Raw genomic sequence first — 19,474 nt, 5'->3', positions numbered from 1 at the left:
CGAACTGCTGGCAGCCAACCGCGCCTTGCTCACCGTCTACCTGCTCAAGGACGACCTCAAACAGTTGTGGCGATATCGCAGCCGCGCCTGGGCGTTACGCGCCTGGAAGCAGTGGAAGCGCCGGGCCCTGCGCAGCGGGCTGGAGCCGCTGAAGATCTTCGTCCGGCGCCTGGAGCCCTACCTGCCCGGCATCCTGGCCCACTGCCGGTGGCCGCTGGGCACCAACCTGGTCGAGGGCATCAACAACAAGATCAAGGTCATCAAGCGATTGGCCTACGGCTTCCGCGATGACGCCTACTTCTTCCTCAAGATCCGGGCGGCCTTCCCCGGAGTTGGGAGATGAACCAATTTTTTTCGCGCGCGCAACTCCAGCATCGCCTCGCCGTAGGCTTCCTGCAGGTCCTTGAGCTGCCGCTCGTACTGCTCGCGCACGTCCTCCGGCTTGGCTCGCAGGGCGTTCTCCATACCCCGCTTGCCGTCCTCCACCCAGCTCTCGATCTCCGAGGGCGGGATATCGAACTGCCGGCTGGCCTCGGCCACTGTCGTCTTGCCCTGGATGATCTCCAGCACCAGCGCCGACTTGCGCCGGGCCGTCCAACGCTTGATTTCCTCTTCCATTACCGCGCTCATCTGTGCTCCTTCTCCAAGGTAACACCTGAGCAGGAAATCACTGGGTCATTACACACCGGCAGCGGCCAGTCGGCCGGTTCGTTGTAGGCCAGCGCGTCCTCGGCAGCGGCGGCCTCGCGCAACACGGCCAGCCCTTCGGCGATCCTGTCCTGCGCCAGCAGCAGTTCGCCGCGCAGCAGCGCCTCGGCGACCTTCAGTACCGCGCCGGCATTGTTGATGTCGAAGAAACTGACCTCCGCCATCGCCGGGTCGGCGGCGATCGCGCGCAGCGCCCCGGCCTCGCGCGCGGCCTCCTCCAGCGCGCTCTTGCGCACCTGGGCCATGCCGCGTGCGAAGTGGTGGATCGCCGTCGGATACGGCAGCGCCGCCGGTGGCGCATCGGCGGCGAGGATCGCGTCCCAGTCGCCGAAGCGGACGTCGGGCGTACACCGGCGCGACCACGAACTGCTGCATGAACTGCATCGGCGCCTCGCCCATCACCTCGCGGTCGGCGCGCGCGGCGGTCTGCACGGCCGCCTGCATCGCCAGCGTGCGCGAGCCGGTCAGCCCGGTGGTCATCGTGGCGAAGTGCCAGTTGTGCGGCACGTAGCCCAGCGGATAGACGCCGTTGCTGCCCCGGCACACCGCGAGAAACTCCTTGTCGGCGGTGGAGGCGGCGAAGTTGACCCGGGGGCACTGCAAGGCCCGCAACAGCGTCAGCGATTAGTGAACCGTAGGATATTTGGGAGATAGTGTCGAAAACTTCAGGAGCTTTGGTAGCGGCGTCCAACAAGAAGTGTGAGCCACAAGGTAGTCGAGGTAAACGTCGTCTCGTGGCGAGACTTCCAATGCCGCCATCCCGAGCATCCTACGAAGACGCGTCGACTTATCCTCAGCAGCACTAGTGAAGACTGATGCAAACTCCGGCCTAGCAAGACGCGAAAGTATTGCGTTCTCCAGTTGCTCGTCGGAGAACTCGCGCTTCACTTCGGCCGCACGCGCTTTCCCCCAAGCAACGAACAACTCGATTGTCTGCTCTATCTCGCGCTCTTGAATCGGCTCTGCATCCCAAACGAATTCCGCGACCTTATAGGAACCAAGAAAAGGGCCAGGCCTTTGAAGGCCCAGCCCTTGGAATGCCACTTACTCGCTAAAGCTCACCCACACTTGCTATACCCACAGTTCAAGCAAGTCGCGCACCCATCCATGATCACCAGCGCCTTGGTGTTGCACTTGTGGCACATGGTGGCGCTGGGCGGGAAGCTGGTGCCGTCGCCGGTCACGGCGATGTCTTCCTGGGGTCCGGTGACCTGGACGGCGGCCGGGGTCGGCTCGGCGTTCTTCTTCTGGCGCTCCTCGAACTGGCGGCGCTTCTCGGCGATCAGCGCCTTCTGGTGCGCGCTCAGTTCCGGGTCGTGGATCAGGCCGATGGACTTCATGTGCTCCTCGACCACGGCGCCGATCTCGGCCACCAGCGAGGGCATGTACACGCCGCCGGCCTTGAAGTAGCCGCCGCGCGGGTCGAACACGGCCTTCATCTCCTCCACCAGGAAGGTGACGTCGCCGCCCTTGCGGAACACGGCGGACATGATGCGGGTCAGGCCGACGATCCACTGGAAGTGGTCCATCGACTTGGAATTGATGAACACCTCGAACGGACGGCGCAGCTCGTGCTCGGTGCCGGCGTTGAGGACGATGTCGTTGATGGTCACGTACATGGCGTGCTCGACCATCGGCGACTTGATCTTGTAGGTGCTGCCGATCAGGACGTCCGGGCGCTCGATGCGCTCGTGCATCTGGATGATGTTGTCCTTGGCCTCGGCGGCCGGGCGATCGACGGGAGCAGCCGCGGGCGGCGGCGCGGCCTCGCGCGCCTTGTCCTCCGGGGTGACCACGGCGTATCCCTTGATTTTCTTGTCGATCTTGACGGCCATCTTGCGTGTCCTTTGAGTGTTTCGTGGAAGCGGCGGGGATGCCGCCGCCGTCCCTCCCCTCGCGGGGAGGGACGTAGTGCGTTGAGTGTTACTTCGCCCGCTTGGCGGTGGCCTTCTTCGCAGCGGCCTTCTTCGCGGGAGCCTTCCTGGCGACGGCCTTCTTCGGCGCAGCCTTCTTTGCCGCGGTCTTCTTCGCGGGCGCCTTCTTCGCGACCGCCTTCTTCACCGCGGCCTTCTTCGCCGGCGCCTTCTTCGCAGCAGCCTTCTTCGCCGGCGCCTTCTTCGCAGCAGCCTTCTTCGCAGCCTTGGCCGTCTTCTTCGCGGCCTTCTTCCTGCCCAGCTTCGAACGCAGCGCGTCGGCCTCGGCGGCGGCCTTGGCCTTGGCCTCGGTCAGCTTCTTGCGGGCCTTGGCCACGGTCCCGGAGACGGCCTTGCGCGCCTTGCCGGTGGTCTTCTTCACCGCCGCACGCGCGCGCGTGGCGGTCTCCCTGGCCTGGACCACGACCGCGCCGGCGCTTTCCACCGCGCCTTCGGCGGTGGCGGCGATCGTCTGGCCGATCTCCACGGCCCGTTCCTTCACTGCATCGGCGGCCTCGGAAATGGTCGCCGTCACACCATTGCCATTGCTCATGGGGAGCCCTCCTGGGGGCACTCTCTTGCCTGGTAATCGGGACTACGTTCCGTTCCGGGCGCCGTACTGCTTGGGAAAGGGCCGTGGCGGGCGCCCGGAACAGCGCGCACCAAGGCCTCAAAGCTTCAGAACTTGCCGTAATAGCCTTCCTTGAGCGCATCGAAGAGGTTGGCGGCGGTGTGGGTCTCGCCGTCGTACTCGATCTCCTCGTTGCCCTTCACCTCCACCACCGAGCCGTCTTCCAGCTCGAAGCGGTAGGTGGTGTTCTCCAGGTCCTTCTCCTTCACCAGCACGCCCTGGAAGGCGGCCGGGTTGAAGCGGAAGGTGGTGCAGCCCTTCAGGCCCTGCTGGTAGGCGTAGCGGTAGATGTCCTTGAAGTCCTCGTACGGGTAGTCCGTGGGGACGTTCGCGGTCTTGGAGATGGAGCTGTCCACCCACTTCTGGGCGGCGGCCTGCACGTCCACGTGCTCCTTCGGCGAGATGTCGTCGGCGGAGATGAAATACTCCGGCAACTTGGCCTCCGGGTCCTCGGAAAACGGCATCGCCTTCGGGTTGACCAGGTGGCGGTAGGCCAGCAGCTCGTAGCTGTAGACGTCCACCTTCTCCTTGGACTTCTTGCCTTCGCGGATCACGTTGCGGCTGTAGTGGTGCGCGAACGACGGCTCGATGCCGTTGGATGCGTTGTTGGCCAGCGACAGCGAGATGGTGCCGGTCGGGGCGATCGAGCTGTGGTGGGTGAAGCGCGCGCCGATCTCGGCCAGCTCGTCGACCAGCTCCGGGGCGACCGTGGCGATGCGCTGCATGTAGCGGCTGTAGCGCGCGTGCAGCACCTTGCCCTCGATCTCCTGGCCCACGCGCCAGCCGTCCTTCGCCATTTCCGGGCGCTGGCGCAGCATCTTCGGGGTCACGGTGAAGCGCTCTTCCATGATCGGGGCCGGGCCCTTCTCCTTGGCCAGCGACAGGCCCACTTCCCAGCCGGCCACGGCCATGTCGCGGGCCACCTGCTCGGTGAACTCCAGGCTTTCCGGCGAGCCGTACTTCATCTTCAGCATGGTCAGGGTGCTGCCCAGGCCGAGGAAGCCCATGCCGTGGCGGCGCTTGCGCAGGATCTCCGCCTGCTGCTGCGGCAGCGGCAGGCCGTTGACCTCGACCACGTTGTCGAGCATGCGGGTGAACACGCGCACGACTTCCTTGTACTCGTCCCAGTCGAACCGCGCCTTGTCGGTGAACGGGTCGCGCACGAAGGTGGTCAGGTTGACCGAGCCCAGCAGGCAGGCGCCGTACGGCGGCAGCGGCTGCTCGCCGCACGGGTTGGTGGCGCGGATGGTCTCGCACCACCAGTTGTTGTTCATCTCGTTGACCTTGTCGATCAGGATGAAGCCCGGCTCGGCGTAGTCATAGGTGGAGACCATGATCATGTCCCACAGGTGGCGGGCGCGGATGTGCCCGTACACCTTGCAGGCCACCAGGCCGTCGTCGCGGACGATGTAGTTCTCCTGGGTCGGCCAGTCGCGCCACACCACCTTGCTGGCGTCGGCCAGGTCGATGTCGCCCTCTTCCTTGCGGCTGAGCGGGAACACCAGCGGCCAGTCCTCGTCGTTCTCCACCGCCTGCATGAAGCCGTCGGTGATCAGCAGCGACAGGTTGAACTGGCGCAGACGCCCGTCCTCGCGCTTGGCGCGGATGAAGTCCTTCACGTCCGGGTGCGACACGTCGAAGGTGCCCATCTGCGCGCCGCGGCGGCCACCGGCCGAGGACACGGTGAAGCACATCTTGTCGTAGATATCCATGAAGGACATCGGGCCGGAGGTGTAGGCGCCGGCGCCGGCGACGAACGCGCCACGCGGACGCAGGGTCGAGAACTCGTAGCCGATGCCGCAGCCGGCCTTCAGGGTCAGGCCCGCCTCGTGGACCTTCTCCAGGATGCCGTCCATCGAGTCGGTGATGGTGCCCGACACGGTGCAGTTGATCGTGCTGGTGGCCGGCTTGTGTTCCTGCGCGCCGGCGTTGGAGGTGATGCGGCCGGCGGGGATGGCCCCATGGCGCAGCGCCCACAGGAAGCGCTCGTACCAGTAGGCCTTCTTCTCCTCGGTCTGCTCGGCATCGGCCAAGGCGCGGGCGACGCGCTGGTAGGTGCCGTCGATGTCCGCATCCAGCGGAACGCCCTGCTTGGTCTTCAGGCGGTACTTCTTGTCCCAGATGTCGTGGGAGGCGGGCTGCAGCGGGATCTGCCCGCCGTTCTTGGTGTTGTCCTGGACCACTTCGAGGCGCACCGTGCTCATGTCTGTCGGGTTCTCCTTACCACGCCGGATTCCTGGGGGGGACCGGGGGACGAAGCGGGGACGGCAAGGCCGGCGGGTCGCGTTCGCACGCGCCGCTCGCCGGGTCAGACGGTGGGTTTCCTGCGGGCCCGGAGGCCGCCGCCGACTGGGTTTTCCTGCCTCATCCGCTCGCCACCCCCGGGCGATTGGGGCTTGACGACGCCTGTTCAGGAATGCTGCACCTGAACACCATCGCTTGGGCCTTGGGTCTGCTGGACCGCTATATCTAGTGGTGTAACAGGGCGCCACGCTACCCCCCAAAAGTGGGGGTGTCAACCGCTTGCGCAGCCCTTCCGTGGTTGCTATCGGCCGGGGGTTGGCCTGCCCCGCGAGGAGCTTGCGCAGGGCCTGCGCGCAGGCTACGGCAGGGGGTGTTAAGGGGCGCGCAGCAGCGGTTTTCCCGTTCCGCCGCCAATGTGCGTTGTGCCTTCAGGGTAGCCGCCCGCGGGGGGGGCGGCCACGGTCCGGGGGGACGGCGATGACGCGTGCGGCAGCGGTGCCGAAGCGCTGCGTCCAGCGCGTGGCGCCGTCGGCCACCGTGCGCAGGCGCACCTCCACCTCGATGTCCGCGCCGCGGCGCATGGTGCTGCCTTCGACCAGGTAATCCACGCCGAGCCTGCGCGCGGCCTGCAATGGATCAGGCGCCAGCGCGGCCAGGCGCTGGCCGGAGCCGGACGGATACACGTGCAGCGCAGACGAGGCGTCCAGCCGCTGGCCAAGCACGTCAGCCAGGCCCGGGCCCAGCCACTTGTCCTGCTCGCCGTCTTCCGGCCGGGGCTGGAATGGCAGCACGACCACGGTGGCGGCCGGCGTGGCGGCCGCCGGAGCCACCGCATGCGGTGTCCCTGCGACCGCTGCCGGAGGCGGCGGTCGCCACCAGCTCCAGGCCAGCAGCGCCGCCACCAGGGCCGCGGCGGCGGCCAGCGCGAACCATGGCGCGCGCGAGCGACCCGGCGGCGGCACGGCCGTGGCGGCGGCGCGGAACGGGTCCGGATGCAGTGCCGCGGCGTCCGGCGGCGCCGCATCGGGCGTGACCTCGGCAACGAAGCGGTAGCCCCGCCCCGGCACGGTCACCACGTAGCGCTCGCCGTCGCCGAGCGCGTGGCGCGGCGCCGAGACCGCCTGGGTCAGGGTGTTCCCCTCCACCACCCGGCCGGGCCAGACCTCGGCGAACAGTTCGTCGCGGGCGACCACCCGCTCGCGCTCGTGCACCAGCACGCACATTACGTCGAAGGCCTTGGCGGTGAGCGGTACCGGCGTGCCGTCGAGGCGGCGCAGTTCGCGGGCGCGCGGATCGAGGACGTAGCCGCCGAAGCGGCAACGGGTGTCTCCCAGGCTGGATTCACCGCTTTTCTTGTTTTTTCACCCGATCCGATGGCGGGCCGCAGCGCCGCGGCGGAAACCTGCGCCATGCCGCGGCAGGCCCTGCCTCCCCGGCTCCATCCACGCGAGCCCGCCATGCACCCCGACCCCGATGCCGCTTCCGGTCCACCCCGCGTCCGTCGCGCCGCCGCGCGGGCCGAGTATGGCACCGCCCCGGCAAGGTCCCGTCGATGCATGCCTGGTCCACGGCCCGCTCCTGATCCCGTCGTCCACGCGCCCTCCGAGGAGACCGCCATGTCCACGCATCGCACGCCCCTGGTCCTGTGTATCGCCGCCCTGCTGCTGGCCGCCTGTTCCAGCGGAGGGGCAGCCGCCCTCCGAGCCCGGCGCCGAGCACGTCCGGCTCGACGCCGCCCCCGGCGCCGCCCACCTTCAATCCCTGCCCGGCGCCCATCGCCTCCGATTGCGTGGTGGACGTGCCCAGGTCCGATCAACCCACCCTGCCCCCGCCGCAGAGCGGGCACGCGCTGGTGCTCAACGGGCCGGGGGAGCTGCGCCTGGATGGCAGCTATCGCTTCGATGGCGGAACCCGGGTCGCCGGCGGGCAACTCAGGACCGTCGGCGCCTCCAGGCTCGAATCGGACGTCCGCGTCGAAGCGCCGGCCTCCCTCTTCGTGGCCGGCCATGTCGAAGGCGACGTCGCCAACCTTGGCACCGTGCAACTGTGGGAGCGCGTGCAGGGCGACCTGGACAACAGCGGACTCCTGCTGGTCTCCGGCGCGGCCTACGGCAACACCCCGCGCATCGGCGGCGATTTCCACCAGGGAGCCGACGGCGTGTTCGAATTCGCCCTCGCCCCGCCCGGCTGGGACTCATCGACCGCGCTGCAGGTGGATGGACAGGCCCGCCTCGACGGGACGCTCCGGCTTGCGCGCCACGACGACGGCTGGGGGCCTTATCCACTCCCCGCGGCAGGCAGCCACGCCATCCTCCACGCCGGTGGGGGCGTCTCGGGGACGTTCGCCGAATGGACTGCCCGCGGCATGTTCATCGAGGGCAGCCTGCGTTATGGCGAACACGACGTCTGGTTCGACCTGGTCCGTGCCAGCGCCAGCGCCACTATGCAGGCCGGCCCGGCCAGCGCCCTGGTGCTGGCATCGGCCGGCAACCTCGACGCGGCGCTGGGCGGCGCCGACGGCTTCGCCGCGACCCCGCCGCCGACGCTGGCCTTGGCCCAGCGCCAGTTCCTCGCCTCGGCGACGGCGCTGCTGTGGACGCCGGACCGCCTGCAGGCCACCCGCTCGCTCGAGAGCCTGGCCGGCCACGCGCACGTGGCCATGCTGGATGCGCTGCAATCGCAGCTCGCGGGCGGCGCGCGCGCACTGGATGTGGAGCTGGCGGAGCTGGCGTATTCCCAGCGGCCGGTGGCCTGGTCGATGGCTGTGCGCGGCGCCGCGCCAGGCGCGAACGCCAGCGGCACGCTCGGCGGAAGCGCGCAGTGGCTGGGGCCGCGTCTGCTGGTGGGGACGATGGTCGGCACCCGGCAGGCCTCGATGCATTTCGATGCCGGCGGCGGGCGCGCCGCGGGCGAAGTGCCACTGGCCGGCTTCCATGCGCACTACCGGGGCGACGGCTGGCACGCTGGTGCGCAACTGGCCGCCGGTCGGGCCGACCTGCGCCTGCAGCGCGAGTTGCGGATTGGCGCACGAGGGCATGTGGTCCATGCGCAGCGTACGGTCGACCATCTGTCCGCCCACGCCGAAGCCGGGCGCACGGTGGATGCCCTGGGCGGAACGCTGGTCCCGTTCGCCGCCTTCGATTACCTGCACCTGCGCGGCGACGGCTTCGCCGAGATGGGCGACAGCGGCTTCGAGCTGGTGGGCGCCGCGGCCGAAGACACGCGCCTGGCCGCCACGCTTGGCACGCGCTACGCCCGGCAGTGGAACGCCGCGGGCCGGGCCCTTCGGCTGCACGTCGAGGCCAGCCACCGTTTCGACTGCTCGACGGCGACCGCCAACGCGCCGCCTTCCGCGGCGTGCCCGACGTCCACTTCGACCTGCCGCGCGATGGCAGCACTGCCGCCACGGAACTGCGCCTGCGCCTGGACGGTGCGCTCGGGGCAGGCTGGCGCTGGTCGGCCGACTACGGTTGCGGCTTCGCCGACCGGTCCTGGAGCGATGGGAGGCTGGTCCTGCAACGCGCGTTCTGACGGCATCGGGGGCTCTCGGAGGGCGGCAGGACGGATCGCACTTGCAAGCGCCGGCAGGCCGCCCCACCTTCAGCATCGATTGAGCCTGTGCTGTCAAACTGAACAGGCACCCGAACCTCAAAGATGCCGAAGCCGATGAAGCGTTCGACCGGGACCCTGCTTGCCCTCACTGCCGCCGCCGCGTTTGGCGGGTTCGCCGCCACCGCGATCAACGAACTGATGGACAACCGTGCGCAGGCGATGCCGGCCGCACCGGCGCCTGCCGCGGCCGTGCCCGCCGTCGCCTCGACCGCGCTGCCGGCGGCGGTCGACGGCCAGCCGCTGCCCTCACTGGCGCCGATGCTGCGCCGGGTGATGCCGGCGGTGGTCAGCATCCACACCAAGCAGCGGGTGGCGGTGCGCAACCCGTTCTTCGACGACCCGTTCTTCCGCCGCCTGTTCCCGCAGGTGCCGCAGGAGCGGATCAACGAATCGCTCGGCTCGGGCGTGATCATCGACGCGGCGCGCGGCTACGTGCTGACCAACCACCACGTGGTCGAGGGCGCGGATGACGTCTCGGTGACCCTGGCCGACGGGCGCACGCTCAAGGCCGAGTTCCTCGGCTCGGACGCCGACACCGACGTGGCCCTGATCCGGATCCCGGCAGAGAACCTCACCGGCCTGCCGCTGGGCGACAGCGGCCAGCTGCAGGTGGGCGACTACGTGGTGGCCATCGGCAACCCGTTCGGCCTGAGCCAGACGGTGACCTCGGGCATCGTCTCGGCGGTGGGCCGCAGCGGCATCCGCGGGCTGGGCTACCAGAACTTCATCCAGACCGACGCCTCGATCAACCCGGGCAACTCCGGCGGCGCGCTGGTCAACCTGCGCGGCGAGCTGGTCGGCATCAACACCGCCTCGCTCAACCCGCGCGGCAGCATGGCCGGCAACATCGGCCTGGGCCTGGCGATCCCGTCCAACCTGGCCCGCGACGTGGTCCACCAGCTGGTCACCACCGGCGAGGTGCGCCGCGGCACCCTGGGCGTGGACACCCAGGCGCTGGACGCGCGCCTGGTCAGGACGCTGGGCCTGCCCGAAGGCCAGCAGGGCGCGCTGGTCACCCGCGTGCACGCCGGCTCCGGCGCCGCCGCGGCCGGGCTGCGCCCCGGCGACGTGGTGGTGGAAGCCGGCGGCCAGCGCATCAGCGACCCGCTGGCGCTGCACAACTTCGAAGGCCTGCAGCAGGTCGGCAGCAAGGTGCCGCTGGTGGTGCTGCGCGACGGCCAGCGCGTGCAGCTGCAGGCGACGCTGCGCGAGCAGCCGCGCGCGGTGGACGGCAGCGAGGTCGATCCGCGTCTGGCCGGCGCGCGCCTGGCCGACCTGCCGGAAAGCCAGCGCCAGGCGCGGGTGCGCGGCGTGCTGGTCGAGGCGGTGCAGGAAGGCAGCCGCGCCGCGCGCAACGGCCTGCGCAAGGGCGACCTGATCGTGGCCGGCTCGGCCGGGCGCTTCGACGACCTGGCCAGCTTCCGCTCCAGCCTGGCCGAACCGCCGCAGCGGTTGGTGCTGCGCATCGTCCGCGGTAACGTGCAGGGCGACCTCGTGATGCAATGATGGCGGCGGCGATGCCGCCGGCCGTCGAGCCGTAACGGGGCCTACACCCGGCCCGTGGTTCGATGCCTCTCTCGCGCCGCCGGGCGCACCCCCACTTCGCACGCCCAGGAGATTCCGATGAGCCCGACCTCCACCGACAACCTGAAGGACAACCTCGCCGAAGCCGGTTCGCACCTGAAGGCCGCCGCCGGTGCCGCCGGCGAAGCGATCCGCGGCGCGACCGCCGCCGCCGGCGACGAGCTGCGCCTGGGCCGGGCCAACGTCAAGGCCGAACTGGCCGACAGCGGGCTGGCCGGGCTGGCCGCCGCCGAGGCCGGTGGCGAGGCGGCGCGCGAGCAGATGGACGCGCTGATGGACAAGGGCCGCGACCTGATCGACAGCGCCGCCGAACTGATCCGCGAGCGCCCGCTGGCGTCGTTCGGCGTGGCCTTCGCCGCCGGCTGGCTGGTCGCCGCGCTGACCCGCCGCGACCGGTAAGCCTGTGATGAGCGAGGGGGAGCGTCCCGGCGACGCGGCAGGGCCTGCGCCGGCACCCGGCGAGGACGCCGGCGCGCCGCCGCTGGACGAGACCCTGCGCGAACTGGGCGCGGCCGGCAAGGCCTCGCTGCGCGCCACCGCCGATTCCCTGCGTTCGCTGCGCGCGCTGCTGTCGGCCGACATCGCCCTGGCCCGCAGCGCGATGGGCCGGGCGCTGGCCTGGACCGCGGTGGCGGTGGTGTTCGGCGCCACCGGCTGGCTGCTGGCCACCGCCGCCGGCGTGGCCCTGCTGCAGGGCCTGGGCCTGTCGTGGCTCTCTTCGCTGGCCATCGCCGCGCTGTTCAACCTGGCCATCACCGGCCTGGCCGCGTGGCGCACCGCGCGTTTCTTCGACCACATGGGCCTGCACGCCACGCGCCGGCAGCTGAGCCGCCTGGGCCTGTTCGACGAACTGGACGACGAGGCCGACGACGTGCCTGCCTCCGCGCCGCCTGTCCCGACCACGCCGCCGGCACCAGGCACGGAGCCGCGGCCATGAGGTTCGAACTGCTGCGCCAGCGGGTGGAGCGCGCCGAACGGCGGGTGGCCGCATGCAGCGACCGCGCCGAGGCCAGCCGCGGCGCCTTCGCCACGGCCTGGAAGCGCGGCTGGACGCCTTCGCGCATCGTCATCGCCGGCCTGGTGTCCGGCTTCCTGGTCGGCCGCGCCGAACCGCTGTCGCGGGTCGGGGCCGCCCGCTGGCTGCAGATGGCCGGCACCATTTCCAGCATGCTCGCCACCTTGCGCGCGGCCGCCGCGTCCGAGGAAGCCGGCGCCGCCGCCGACGAGGCCGCGCAGCAGGCCGCCAGCGTCAACCAGGGCGTGGCCGCGGCCACCGGCCAGGAGCCGGCGGTGCCGCCGGAGCACGCGTTCGAGGCGCAGGCCGCCACCGCCGCCCCGGTGCACGCCCCCTCGCCGGCCGAAGCGGCCACCGAGCTGTCCGAGCGCTGATCCGGCCGCCGTATCCCCCTCCTGCTCCGGCCTGCGCGCCGGCCCTGCCCGACGCCGATGTCCGCCACCCCGCTCCCGCCCGCCTCCGAGCCTTCGCCCGACCCGCTCCTTCCGGAGCCGGTGCCGGTGCCGATCGACGCGCACCTGCCGCATCCGCGGCCGCGCGCGCCGGCCGCGGTGGTGGTGCTGGCGGTGCTGGCGGCCGGTTTCACCCTGTGGGCGGCGCAGGAAGTGATCCTGCCGGTGCTGCTGGCGATGTTCTTCGCCCTGATCGGCAACCCGCTGATCCGGCTGCTGCGCAGGCTGTACGTGCCACGCTTCCTCGCCGCGCTGCTGGTGCTGTGCGCCGGCCTGGCCGGCACCGCCACCCTGGCCTTGCAGCTGGTCGAACCGGCGTCGAGCTGGGCCGAGCAGGCCCCGCGCGAGGCGCGCCGGCTGGGCCGCCAGCTGCAGGACCTGACCCGGCCGATGCACGAGGCCAACCGCATCGCCGAGGACATGGCGCGCGCGGCGGCCGGCGAATCCAGCCGCAAGGTGCAGGTGGTGCGCACCCGCGTCGACGATCCCTACGCGGTGCTGACCCGCACCCCGCGCCTGGCCGCGGCGGTGCTGGCGGTGGTGCTGCTGACGTTCTTCTTCATGGTCTACGGCGAGAACCTGCAGCGCAATGCGATCGCGCTGCTGCCCGGGAGGCAGCAGAAGAAGTTCACGGTGGAGATCCTGCAGTCGATGGAGCGCGAGGTCTCGCGCTACGTGCTGACCATCAGCGTGATCAACCTGGTGATGGGCCTGCTGTTCGCCGCCGTGCTGGTGATGGCGTTCGAGTTCCCGCTGCAGGAAGCGCTGCTGTGGGGCACGGCGGTGATGCTGCTCAACTATGCCCCGTACGTGGGCCCGCTGATCGGCATCTGCCTGATGCTGCTGGTGGGCTTCATCCGCTTCGACGAGACGCTGCAGTCGCTGGCCCCGGCGGCGATCTACCTGGCCATGCACACGCTGGAAGGCCAGCTGGTCACGCCGATCATCCTCGGCCGCAGCATGGCGCTGTCGCCGCTGGTGCTGATCCTGGCGCTGATGCTGTTCGGCTGGCTGTGGGGCCTGGTCGGCCTGCTGCTGGCGGTACCGCTGCTGGTGTGCGTGAAGCTGGTGCTGGCCCAGGTGGAGGGCATGCAGGGCTGGGCGAAGCTGCTGGAGTAGCGGCGCCATCGCCTCTGCTGCTGTTGCTCCCGCTTTTCCCTTCCCGTTGGAGCGAACATCGCAGCGGCGCACCCGGGCTACGTCTCCCGGGAGAGGGCGGGGATCATCAGCGGCGCTGCCACACCAGCCCTCTCCCCAACCCCTCTCCCTGGCGAGAGCGGCTCAGGGGCGGCCGGAAGGCACCGTTCCGTCCGGGGGCCGGCCCAGGCGCCGGGCCGGGGGCCTACAATGGCGGCCGTGAGCTTCACCGTCCGCGCCATCACCCTCGACCTCGACGACACCCTGTGGCCGTTCGCGCCGATCGGCGCCCGGATCGACCAGGTGCTGCACGAGTGGATGCTGGAACACAGCCCCCGCACCGCCGCCATGTACCCGGTGGAGGCGATGCGGGCGCTGCGCGAGCGCTCGTTCCGCGAGAATCCGCACCTGCACCACGACCTGTCGGCGCTGCGGCGGCTGACCCTGCGCGAGGCGCTGGAAACCTCCGGCGCTCCGCTGGACCTGCTGGAGCCGGCCTACGAGGCCTTCTACGCGGCGCGCAACCAGGTCGAGTTCTACCCCGACGCGCTCGACGCCCTCGCCCGCATCGCCGCGCGCGTGCCGATCGCCGCGCTGAGCAACGGCAACGCCGACCTGCAGCGGATCGGGGTGATGCACCTGTTCGCCTTCCAGCTGGGTTCGCGCGAGCACGGCGCAGCCAAGCCGGCGGCCAGCATCTTCCACGCCGCCTGCGCGCGGCTGGGCTGCGGCCATGGCGAGGTCCTGCACGTGGGCGACCACATCGAGATGGACGTCGCCGGCGCCGCCCGCGCCGGCTTGCGCAGCTGCTGGATCAACCGCGAGGACCGGGCCTGGGAGCACGACGAGATCGTGCCGGACCTGCAGTTCACCGACCTCACCGCCCTGGCCGACTGGCTGGAGGCGCACTCCTCCCCCTGCACGGACGCCCGCGTCCGGGAACACGCCACATGACCTCTCCCTGCTACGCCGACCACTCCGCCGCGGCCCTGCCGCTCCACTTCCTCGACCGCGACGGGTACGGCGCGTGGCGCGACGCGCAGCCGCAGGCCGTGGCGGCGTGGCTGGACGCGCAGGAGTTCCAGCCGTCGCCGGGCAGCGTCGCCCTGCTGCCGGGCGAGGGCGGCATCGCCGGAGCCATCGTCGGCGTAGGTGACCGCCTCGATCCGTGCAGCTACGCGCACGCCCCGACCGCGCTCCCGGCGGGCGCCTGGGTGCCGGCGACCGACCTGCCGGCCGCCGAGCTGGCCACGCTGCAGCTGGGCTGGGGCCTGGGCAGCTACCGCTTCGACCGCTACAAGGGCGGCGCGCGCGCGCCGGCGCGGCTGCGCCTGGCGCAGCTGGATGCCGAGGCGATGGACGTCCTCGAAGCCACCGCGCGGGTGCGCGACTGGGTCAACACCCCGACCCAGGACATGGGCCCGGAGCAGCTGGAAGCCGTCGCCCGCAAACTGGCCGCCGAGCACGGCGCGCAGGTCGAGGTCGTCGCCGGCGACGCCTTGCTGGCGCAGAACTTCCCGGCGATCCACGCGGTCGGCCGCGCCTCGCATCGCGCCCCGCGCCTGATCGAGCTGCGCTGGGACAACGGCGCCGCCGACAGCGACGCGCACCCGCACCTGGCCCTGGTCGGCAAGGGCGTGTGCTTCGACACCGGCGGACTGGACCTCAAGCCGGCCGACGGCATGCGCAACATGAAGAAGGACATGGGCGGCGCCGCCCACGCCCTGGCCCTGGCCGGGCTGGTGATGGCGCGCAGGCTGCCGGTACGCCTGACCCTGGTGGTGCCGGCGGTGGAGAACGCGGTCGGCCCGGACGCCTTCCGCCCGGGCGAGGTGATCGCCACCCGCGCCGGGGTCAGCGTCGAGATCGACAACACCGACGCCGAGGGCCGGGTGATCCTGTGCGACGCGCTTACCTATGCCGGCGAGCGCAAGCCGGACCTGATCGTCGACTTCGCCACCCTCACCGGCGCGGCGCGCATCGCCCTGGGCCCGGACCTGCCGGCGCTGTTCGCCAACGACGACGCGGTGGCCAACGGCTGGCTGGCCGCCGGCCAGGACACCCGCGACCCGGTCTGGCGCATGCCGCTGTGGCGCCCCTACCTGCGCTACCTGACCAGCAACATCGCCGACCTGGCCAACGCCGGCTCGCGCATGGCCGGCGCGGTCACCGCCGCGCTGTACCTGGAGCGCTTCGTGCCGGCCGGCACGCCGTGGGCGCACCTGGACACCTACGCATGGAACGACAACAGCCGTCCGGGCCGCCCGGCCGGCGGCGAGGCGCTGGGCCTGCGTTCGGCCTGGGCAATGCTGAAGGCGCGCTACGCCGGCTGAGGCCGGCGTCCGCGGTTGTGGTCAGGCCGCGCAGGTGGCGGCCGTGGCTTCGGTCTCGATGCGGTCGCGGCCGGCGCGCTTGGCCCGGTACAGGGCCTGGTCGGCGCGCTGCAGCAGGGTCTCGGCGCTGTCCTCGCCGTGGTGGTAGGTGGCCACGCCGATCGAGCAGGTGACCGCCGGCAGCAGCGTGCCCAGGTACTCCACCCGCAGCGCGCGCACCGCCTCGGCCAGTTCGCCGGCGCGGCGCGCGGCCTGCTCCAGGTTGGCTTCCGGCAGGATCAGGGTGAATTCCTCGCCGCCGTAGCGGCAGGCGATGTCCTCGCCGCGCGTGCGCTGGCGCAGCAGCGGTCCCAGCGCGGCCAGCAGCGCGTCGCCGCCGGGGTGGCCGTGCAGGTCGTTGAACAGCTTGAAGTGGTCCAGGTCCAGCATCATCAGGCTCAGCGGCAGCCCGCGGCGCTCGCTGCGCGCCAGTTCGCGCGCCAGCGACTCCTCCAGGTAGCGGCGGTTGAACAGCCCGGTGAGCGGGTCGCGGATCGACTGCAGGCGCAGGCGCTCCTGCAGCGACAGGTTGTGCAGGGCCATCGACAGCTGCTCGGCCGCCGCCTGCACCAGCTCCATCTCCGAGAGGAAGTCCGGGGTGGGCGCCGAGAGGTAGATGAAGCCCAGCTGCGCGCCCTGCGCCAGCAGCGGGATGCAGGCGCTGTTGTACTCGGCGTCGATCGCCGGCGGCTGCACGTGGGTGCAGCGCAGGGTCTCGCCATGCGAACGCAGCACGTGGACCTGGCCGCGGCGCAGCGCCCAGCAGTTGTCCGGAGGCAGGATCGCCACGCTGGCGGCGGCGTGCTCGCCCCAGTGGGTCACTTCCTCGGCATAGCCCTGCGCGGGATTGACCCGGTACAGGGTGCCGCCGGTGCCCGGCAGCAGGCGCGACAGCAGCTGGCTGGTCAGCGCCACCGCTTCCTCCGGGCGCATGCAGTTCTGCAGCAGGCCGCCGAAGCGGTTCAGTTCCGACAGGTCGGCGCTGTGCCGCTCCAGGCGCGCCACCGAATCGCGCAGGCGCGCGTTGGCCTCGGTGCCGATGCGCTCGGCGTCGCCGCGGCGGCGGATCTCGCGCAGCAGCAGCCAGTACACCCAGGCGACCACGGCGATGCCCAGCGGGATGCCGAGCAGGGCCAGCGCGCGCAGCATGTCGGCGCTGTTGCGGCTGGCCAGGCCGCGCTGTTCCAGCAGGCGGCGTTCCTCGTCGACCAGCAGGCGGACCTGTTCGCCGATCGCGGCGGAGGTGCGGCGGATCGTCGGATCGGGGTGGTCCTTCACCGCGGCGATGCCGCCGGCGGCGTAGTCGGCCTGGGTCCGGTCCATCTGCTCGAGCCGGCGCCGGGCCAGGGTCTCGATCTCCCGCGCGCGCGCGGCCTGCTCCGGGTTGTCCTCGACCAGGTGGGCCAGGTTCGCCAGCAGCGGGCCGAGCTGCTCGCGGCTGGACTGGTACTGGGCCAGATATTCGACCGCGTTGCCGAGCAGGTAGCCGCGGTGCGCGGCCTCGGCATCGCGCAGCCGCGCCTCCACTGCCCCGGCGCTGGCCAGGACCTCGCCGCTGTGGCTGACCGCGTTGGAGGCGTCGATGAAACGGTGGGCGCCGAGCAGCACCCCGACGCCGACGGCGGCGAAGATCAGGGCGGCGGCAGGCAGGCCCAGGCCGCTGGCCAGGCGCAAGCGGAAGGCCACTACGGCTGGCCCCGGCGCTGGAGGTGGCAGGCGGCCGCGCAGGCGCGGGCCGGGCAGGCCGCAGGTGCCAGGCCGCTGCACCGGCCCCGGGTCATGGCAGCCAGGGCGCAGGGCATCGACGGCGGTACGGCGTGGACATGGGGAAACGTTAGCAGATGCCGCCGCGGCCGGAACTGGCCGAAAGTGGGGTGGGGATTCCGCTTTGCCCTGCCCCGGGCCGACCCGGGCCCGCCTGGCGCACCGGTCTAGAGCAGCCCGCGCTGGCGGGCGATGCGCGCCGCGTCGATCCGGTTGGCCGCGCCGAGCTTGCCGATCGCCTCGGACAGGTAGTTGCGCACCGTGCCCTGCGACAGGCCCAGCTGCGCGGCGATCTCGGCCGAGGAGCGGCCCTCGCCGGCCAGGCGCAGGACCTGGCGCTCGCGGTCGTTGAGCGGGTCGGCCTCGCCCCAGGCCTCCACCGCCAGTTCCGGGTCGATCGCGCGGCCGCCGTGGCGGACCTTGCGCAGCGCCTCGGCCAGCCGTTCGGCCGGCGCGTCCTTGAGCAGGTAGCCGGACACGCCGGCCTCCAGCGCGCGACGCAGGAAGCCGGCGCGGGCGAAGGTGGTGACGATCACCACCTTCACCGGCAGTTCGTGGCGCTGGATGCGCTGGGCCAGCTCCAGGCCGGTGAGGCCCGGCATCTCGATGTCGGTGACCAGCGCGTCCGGGCGCAGCCGCTGGACCTCGCGCCAGGCGCTCTCGCCGTCGGGCACCGCGCCGACCACCTCGATGTCGCTTTCCATGGCCAGCAGCGCGGCCAGCGCGCCGCGCACCATCGCCTGGTCCTCGGCGAGGAGGACGCGGATCATCGGTGGCTCGTCGTCGGGCGCATGGCCAGACGTTAGCAAAAGCGGCAACGCCGCTGCGATTGGCGCGCCGGCCGCCTAGCCTGGCTGCCCGCCGGCGTCGCTGCTGGCCGGTTCCGGCTCCAGCGCCTGCCAGCACGGCAATTCCGCGACGACCCGGGTGCCGTGCGGATGCGCCGCCGCGATGGCCAGGCTGCCGCCCAGGGCCTGCAGGCGTTCGCGCATGCCTTCCAGGCCGTTGCCGGGGCGGATCGCGCCGCCGCGCCCATCGTCCTCCACCTGCAGCCGCCAGCGCTGGCCTTCGCGGCGCAGCGACACCCGCACCCGGCCGGCGCGGGCGTGGCGGTGGATGTTGGTGGCCGCCTCGCGCAGGCACAGGGCCAGTACGGTTTCCTGTGCCGGCGGCAGTTCGCCGGCCTCGTTGTCCACCTCCAGGCGCAGGCCCTCCCCTTCCAGCAGGACCTTGGCCGCGGCCAGCTCGGCGGCCAGCCCCGCGGCGCGGATCCCGGTGACCGCGCGCCGCACCTGCGCCAGCGCATCGCGCGCGACCTGGCCCAGCTCGCCGATCTCGCGCCGCGCCGCTTCCGGGTTGGCCTGCATCAGCCGCCCGGCCAGGTCGGCCTTGAGCGCGACCAGCGAAAGCGTGTGCCCGAGCAGGTCGTGCAGGTCGCGGCCGATGCGTTCGCGCTCGGCGGTGGCGGCCAGGCGCCGCACCTCGTCCTGCGACAGGCGCAGGGCGACGTCGCGGGCATGGCGCTGGCGCTCCACGTGCACGATCAGGCCCACCACCAGGGTGGTCACCGGCATCCACGCCAGCGACGCCCACGGATAGCCCACCGCCCGCGCCAGGCCGATCAGGGCGACGTTGCCCAGCAGCAGCGCGCCGGCGTAGCGCCAGCCGCTGCGCCACGGATACATGCCCAGCATCACGCAGCCGAACACGAAGTAGCTCATGCCGCTGGGGTACCAGGGCAGCAGCACCAGGCACAGCAGCATCATCGCCACCGCCAGCTTCGCGGCGCGCCGCGGCGGCATCACCAGGGTGCCGGCGTACAGGGCGACGAACAGCGGGTAGGAGAGCGCGGTCAGCAGCCACCAGCGGGCGTCGTAGCCCTGCGGGGTGAACACCGGCACCACGAACACCCACGCCGACCACAGCAGGTGCACGAACTCGGTCCACAACGGCTGCCCGCGACGGCAGTTCTGCATCAGCAGCGAATCGGGCGCCGGCCGGATCCAGCGCGGCAGGGGAGCGGGCGGCGGCGGTTGCATGGC

Annotated in this window: 19 protein-coding genes; 10 read left to right on the top strand and 9 right to left on the bottom strand. The window is 71.5% G+C overall.

The features are described 5' to 3' along the window. Positions 1–343: transposase (locus PSEJ35_RS0104295; protein ID WP_028916721.1), on the top strand; the 343-nt coding region annotated here is incomplete at its 5' end. Here PSEJ35_RS0104295 and PSEJ35_RS17135 read toward each other — a convergent pair. Together PSEJ35_RS17135 and PSEJ35_RS17570 are read right to left on the bottom strand one after the other, a co-directional pair. Next, positions 295–630, bottom strand: a complete 336-nt coding sequence (locus PSEJ35_RS17135; protein ID WP_051412485.1) for a DUF1153 domain-containing protein — start codon at positions 628–630, stop codon at positions 295–297. The two genes, PSEJ35_RS0104295 and PSEJ35_RS17135, sit on opposite strands and share 49 nt — an antisense overlap. Further along, the gene (locus PSEJ35_RS17570; protein WP_028916720.1) at positions 627–953 is read right to left on the bottom strand and encodes a hypothetical protein; all 327 of its coding nucleotides are present in this window, start codon (positions 951–953) and stop codon (positions 627–629) included. Before PSEJ35_RS17570 ends, PSEJ35_RS17135 begins: the two co-directional genes overlap by 4 nt. 128 nt (positions 954–1,081) lie before the next feature. Here PSEJ35_RS17570 and PSEJ35_RS17565 point away from each other — a divergent pair, with 128 nt between their 5' ends. Further along, positions 1,082–1,219 carry a hypothetical protein gene (locus PSEJ35_RS17565; protein ID WP_232207572.1) on the top strand — a complete coding sequence of 46 codons (138 nt, stop codon included), beginning with the start codon at positions 1,082–1,084 and terminating at the stop codon, positions 1,217–1,219. Between the two features lie 547 nt (positions 1,220–1,766). Here the strand turns inward: PSEJ35_RS17565 and PSEJ35_RS0104275 are convergent. The 4 genes from PSEJ35_RS0104275 to PSEJ35_RS0104260 all read right to left on the bottom strand — a co-directional run bounded on the left by PSEJ35_RS0104275 (position 1,767) and on the right by PSEJ35_RS0104260 (position 6,773). Further along, positions 1,767–2,543: an NrdJb gene (locus tag PSEJ35_RS0104275; protein ID WP_028916719.1), complete on the bottom strand. Its 777-nt coding sequence runs from the start codon at positions 2,541–2,543 to the stop codon at positions 1,767–1,769. 88 nt (positions 2,544–2,631) lie between these two features. Next, on the bottom strand, positions 2,632–3,174 hold the full coding sequence (locus PSEJ35_RS17130; RefSeq protein ID WP_156924723.1) for a hypothetical protein: 543 nt from the start codon (positions 3,172–3,174) through the stop codon (positions 2,632–2,634). Between the two features lie 125 nt (positions 3,175–3,299). Next, positions 3,300–5,456, bottom strand: a complete 2,157-nt coding sequence (locus PSEJ35_RS0104265) for an adenosylcobalamin-dependent ribonucleoside-diphosphate reductase (RefSeq protein ID WP_037082309.1) — start codon at positions 5,454–5,456, stop codon at positions 3,300–3,302. Positions 5,457–5,924: 468 nt separating this feature from the next. After that, on the bottom strand, positions 5,925–6,773 hold the full coding sequence (locus PSEJ35_RS0104260; protein WP_255326719.1) for a winged helix-turn-helix domain-containing protein: 849 nt from the start codon (positions 6,771–6,773) through the stop codon (positions 5,925–5,927). Between the two features lie 515 nt (positions 6,774–7,288). Between PSEJ35_RS0104260 and PSEJ35_RS0104255 the strand changes: the two genes are divergently transcribed. The 8 genes from PSEJ35_RS0104255 (at position 7,289) to PSEJ35_RS0104220 (ending at position 15,629) form a co-directional block, all read left to right on the top strand. Next, positions 7,289–9,166, top strand: a complete 1,878-nt coding sequence (locus PSEJ35_RS0104255; protein ID WP_156924722.1) for an autotransporter domain-containing protein — start codon at positions 7,289–7,291, stop codon at positions 9,164–9,166. Then, entirely contained in the window at positions 9,163–10,614 is a 1,452-nt protein-coding gene (locus PSEJ35_RS0104250; protein ID WP_028916715.1) for a Do family serine endopeptidase, read from the top strand. The genes PSEJ35_RS0104255 and PSEJ35_RS0104250 overlap by 4 nt, the downstream gene beginning before the upstream one ends. 117 nt (positions 10,615–10,731) lie before the next feature. Continuing rightward, a complete protein-coding gene (locus PSEJ35_RS0104245) occupies positions 10,732–11,091 on the top strand; it encodes a hypothetical protein (protein WP_028916714.1) in 360 nt (119 codons plus the stop codon). A gap of 7 nt (positions 11,092–11,098) precedes the next feature. Continuing rightward, positions 11,099–11,629: a phage holin family protein gene (locus PSEJ35_RS0104240; protein ID WP_028916713.1), complete on the top strand. Its 531-nt coding sequence runs from the start codon at positions 11,099–11,101 to the stop codon at positions 11,627–11,629. After that, entirely contained in the window at positions 11,626–12,081 is a 456-nt protein-coding gene (locus tag PSEJ35_RS0104235) for a hypothetical protein (protein ID WP_028916712.1), read from the top strand. Before PSEJ35_RS0104240 ends, PSEJ35_RS0104235 begins: the two co-directional genes overlap by 4 nt. Before the next feature lie 57 nt (positions 12,082–12,138). After that, positions 12,139–13,278, top strand: a complete 1,140-nt coding sequence (locus PSEJ35_RS0104230) for an AI-2E family transporter (protein ID WP_037082307.1) — start codon at positions 12,139–12,141, stop codon at positions 13,276–13,278. A gap of 237 nt (positions 13,279–13,515) precedes the next feature. Next, complete coding sequence (locus tag PSEJ35_RS15350; protein WP_051412483.1) at positions 13,516–14,250, top strand: HAD family hydrolase; 735 nt, start codon at positions 13,516–13,518, stop codon at positions 14,248–14,250. Next, positions 14,247–15,629: a leucyl aminopeptidase family protein gene (locus tag PSEJ35_RS0104220; protein WP_028916710.1), complete on the top strand. Its 1,383-nt coding sequence runs from the start codon at positions 14,247–14,249 to the stop codon at positions 15,627–15,629. The genes PSEJ35_RS15350 and PSEJ35_RS0104220 overlap by 4 nt, the downstream gene beginning before the upstream one ends. Positions 15,630–15,650: 21 nt before the next feature. On the opposite strand, the gene PSEJ35_RS17125 is transcribed toward PSEJ35_RS0104220, so the two are convergent. The 3 genes from PSEJ35_RS17125 to PSEJ35_RS15345 form a co-directional block, all read right to left on the bottom strand. Beyond that, complete coding sequence (locus PSEJ35_RS17125) at positions 15,651–17,354, bottom strand: diguanylate cyclase (RefSeq protein ID WP_037082305.1); 1,704 nt, start codon at positions 17,352–17,354, stop codon at positions 15,651–15,653. A gap of 245 nt (positions 17,355–17,599) precedes the next feature. Further along, the gene (locus tag PSEJ35_RS0104210) at positions 17,600–18,202 is read right to left on the bottom strand and encodes a response regulator transcription factor (protein WP_028916708.1); all 603 of its coding nucleotides are present in this window, start codon (positions 18,200–18,202) and stop codon (positions 17,600–17,602) included. A 75-nt stretch (positions 18,203–18,277) separates the two neighbouring features. Continuing rightward, positions 18,278–19,471, bottom strand: a complete 1,194-nt coding sequence (locus PSEJ35_RS15345) for a sensor histidine kinase (RefSeq protein WP_037082302.1) — start codon at positions 19,469–19,471, stop codon at positions 18,278–18,280. Between the last annotated feature and the right edge of the window lie 3 nt (positions 19,472–19,474).

The sequence above is a fragment of the Pseudoxanthomonas sp. J35 genome (assembly GCF_000513995.1).
Classification (GTDB): domain Bacteria; phylum Pseudomonadota; class Gammaproteobacteria; order Xanthomonadales; family Xanthomonadaceae; genus Pseudoxanthomonas.
This window is presented reverse-complemented; position numbering and strand designations above follow the sequence as displayed.

Coding starts and splice junctions, on each gene's coding strand:
- PSEJ35_RS15345 (WP_037082302.1), bottom strand. CDS start 19,471: ATGCAACCGCCGCCGCCCGCTCCCCTGCCGCGCTGGATCCGGCCGGCG.
- PSEJ35_RS17565 (WP_232207572.1), top strand. CDS start 1,082: ATGAACTGCATCGGCGCCTCGCCCATCACCTCGCGGTCGGCGCGCGCG.
- PSEJ35_RS0104235 (WP_028916712.1), top strand. CDS start 11,626: ATGAGGTTCGAACTGCTGCGCCAGCGGGTGGAGCGCGCCGAACGGCGG.
- PSEJ35_RS17570 (WP_028916720.1), bottom strand. CDS start 953: ATGGCCCAGGTGCGCAAGAGCGCGCTGGAGGAGGCCGCGCGCGAGGCC.
- PSEJ35_RS0104240 (WP_028916713.1), top strand. CDS start 11,099: ATGAGCGAGGGGGAGCGTCCCGGCGACGCGGCAGGGCCTGCGCCGGCA.
- PSEJ35_RS17130 (WP_156924723.1), bottom strand. CDS start 3,174: ATGAGCAATGGCAATGGTGTGACGGCGACCATTTCCGAGGCCGCCGAT.
- PSEJ35_RS0104210 (WP_028916708.1), bottom strand. CDS start 18,202: ATGATCCGCGTCCTCCTCGCCGAGGACCAGGCGATGGTGCGCGGCGCG.
- PSEJ35_RS0104230 (WP_037082307.1), top strand. CDS start 12,139: ATGTCCGCCACCCCGCTCCCGCCCGCCTCCGAGCCTTCGCCCGACCCG.
- PSEJ35_RS0104245 (WP_028916714.1), top strand. CDS start 10,732: ATGAGCCCGACCTCCACCGACAACCTGAAGGACAACCTCGCCGAAGCC.
- PSEJ35_RS0104275 (WP_028916719.1), bottom strand. CDS start 2,543: ATGGCCGTCAAGATCGACAAGAAAATCAAGGGATACGCCGTGGTCACC.
- PSEJ35_RS0104220 (WP_028916710.1), top strand. CDS start 14,247: ATGACCTCTCCCTGCTACGCCGACCACTCCGCCGCGGCCCTGCCGCTC.
- PSEJ35_RS0104265 (WP_037082309.1), bottom strand. CDS start 5,456: ATGAGCACGGTGCGCCTCGAAGTGGTCCAGGACAACACCAAGAACGGC.
- PSEJ35_RS0104250 (WP_028916715.1), top strand. CDS start 9,163: ATGAAGCGTTCGACCGGGACCCTGCTTGCCCTCACTGCCGCCGCCGCG.
- PSEJ35_RS17135 (WP_051412485.1), bottom strand. CDS start 630: ATGAGCGCGGTAATGGAAGAGGAAATCAAGCGTTGGACGGCCCGGCGC.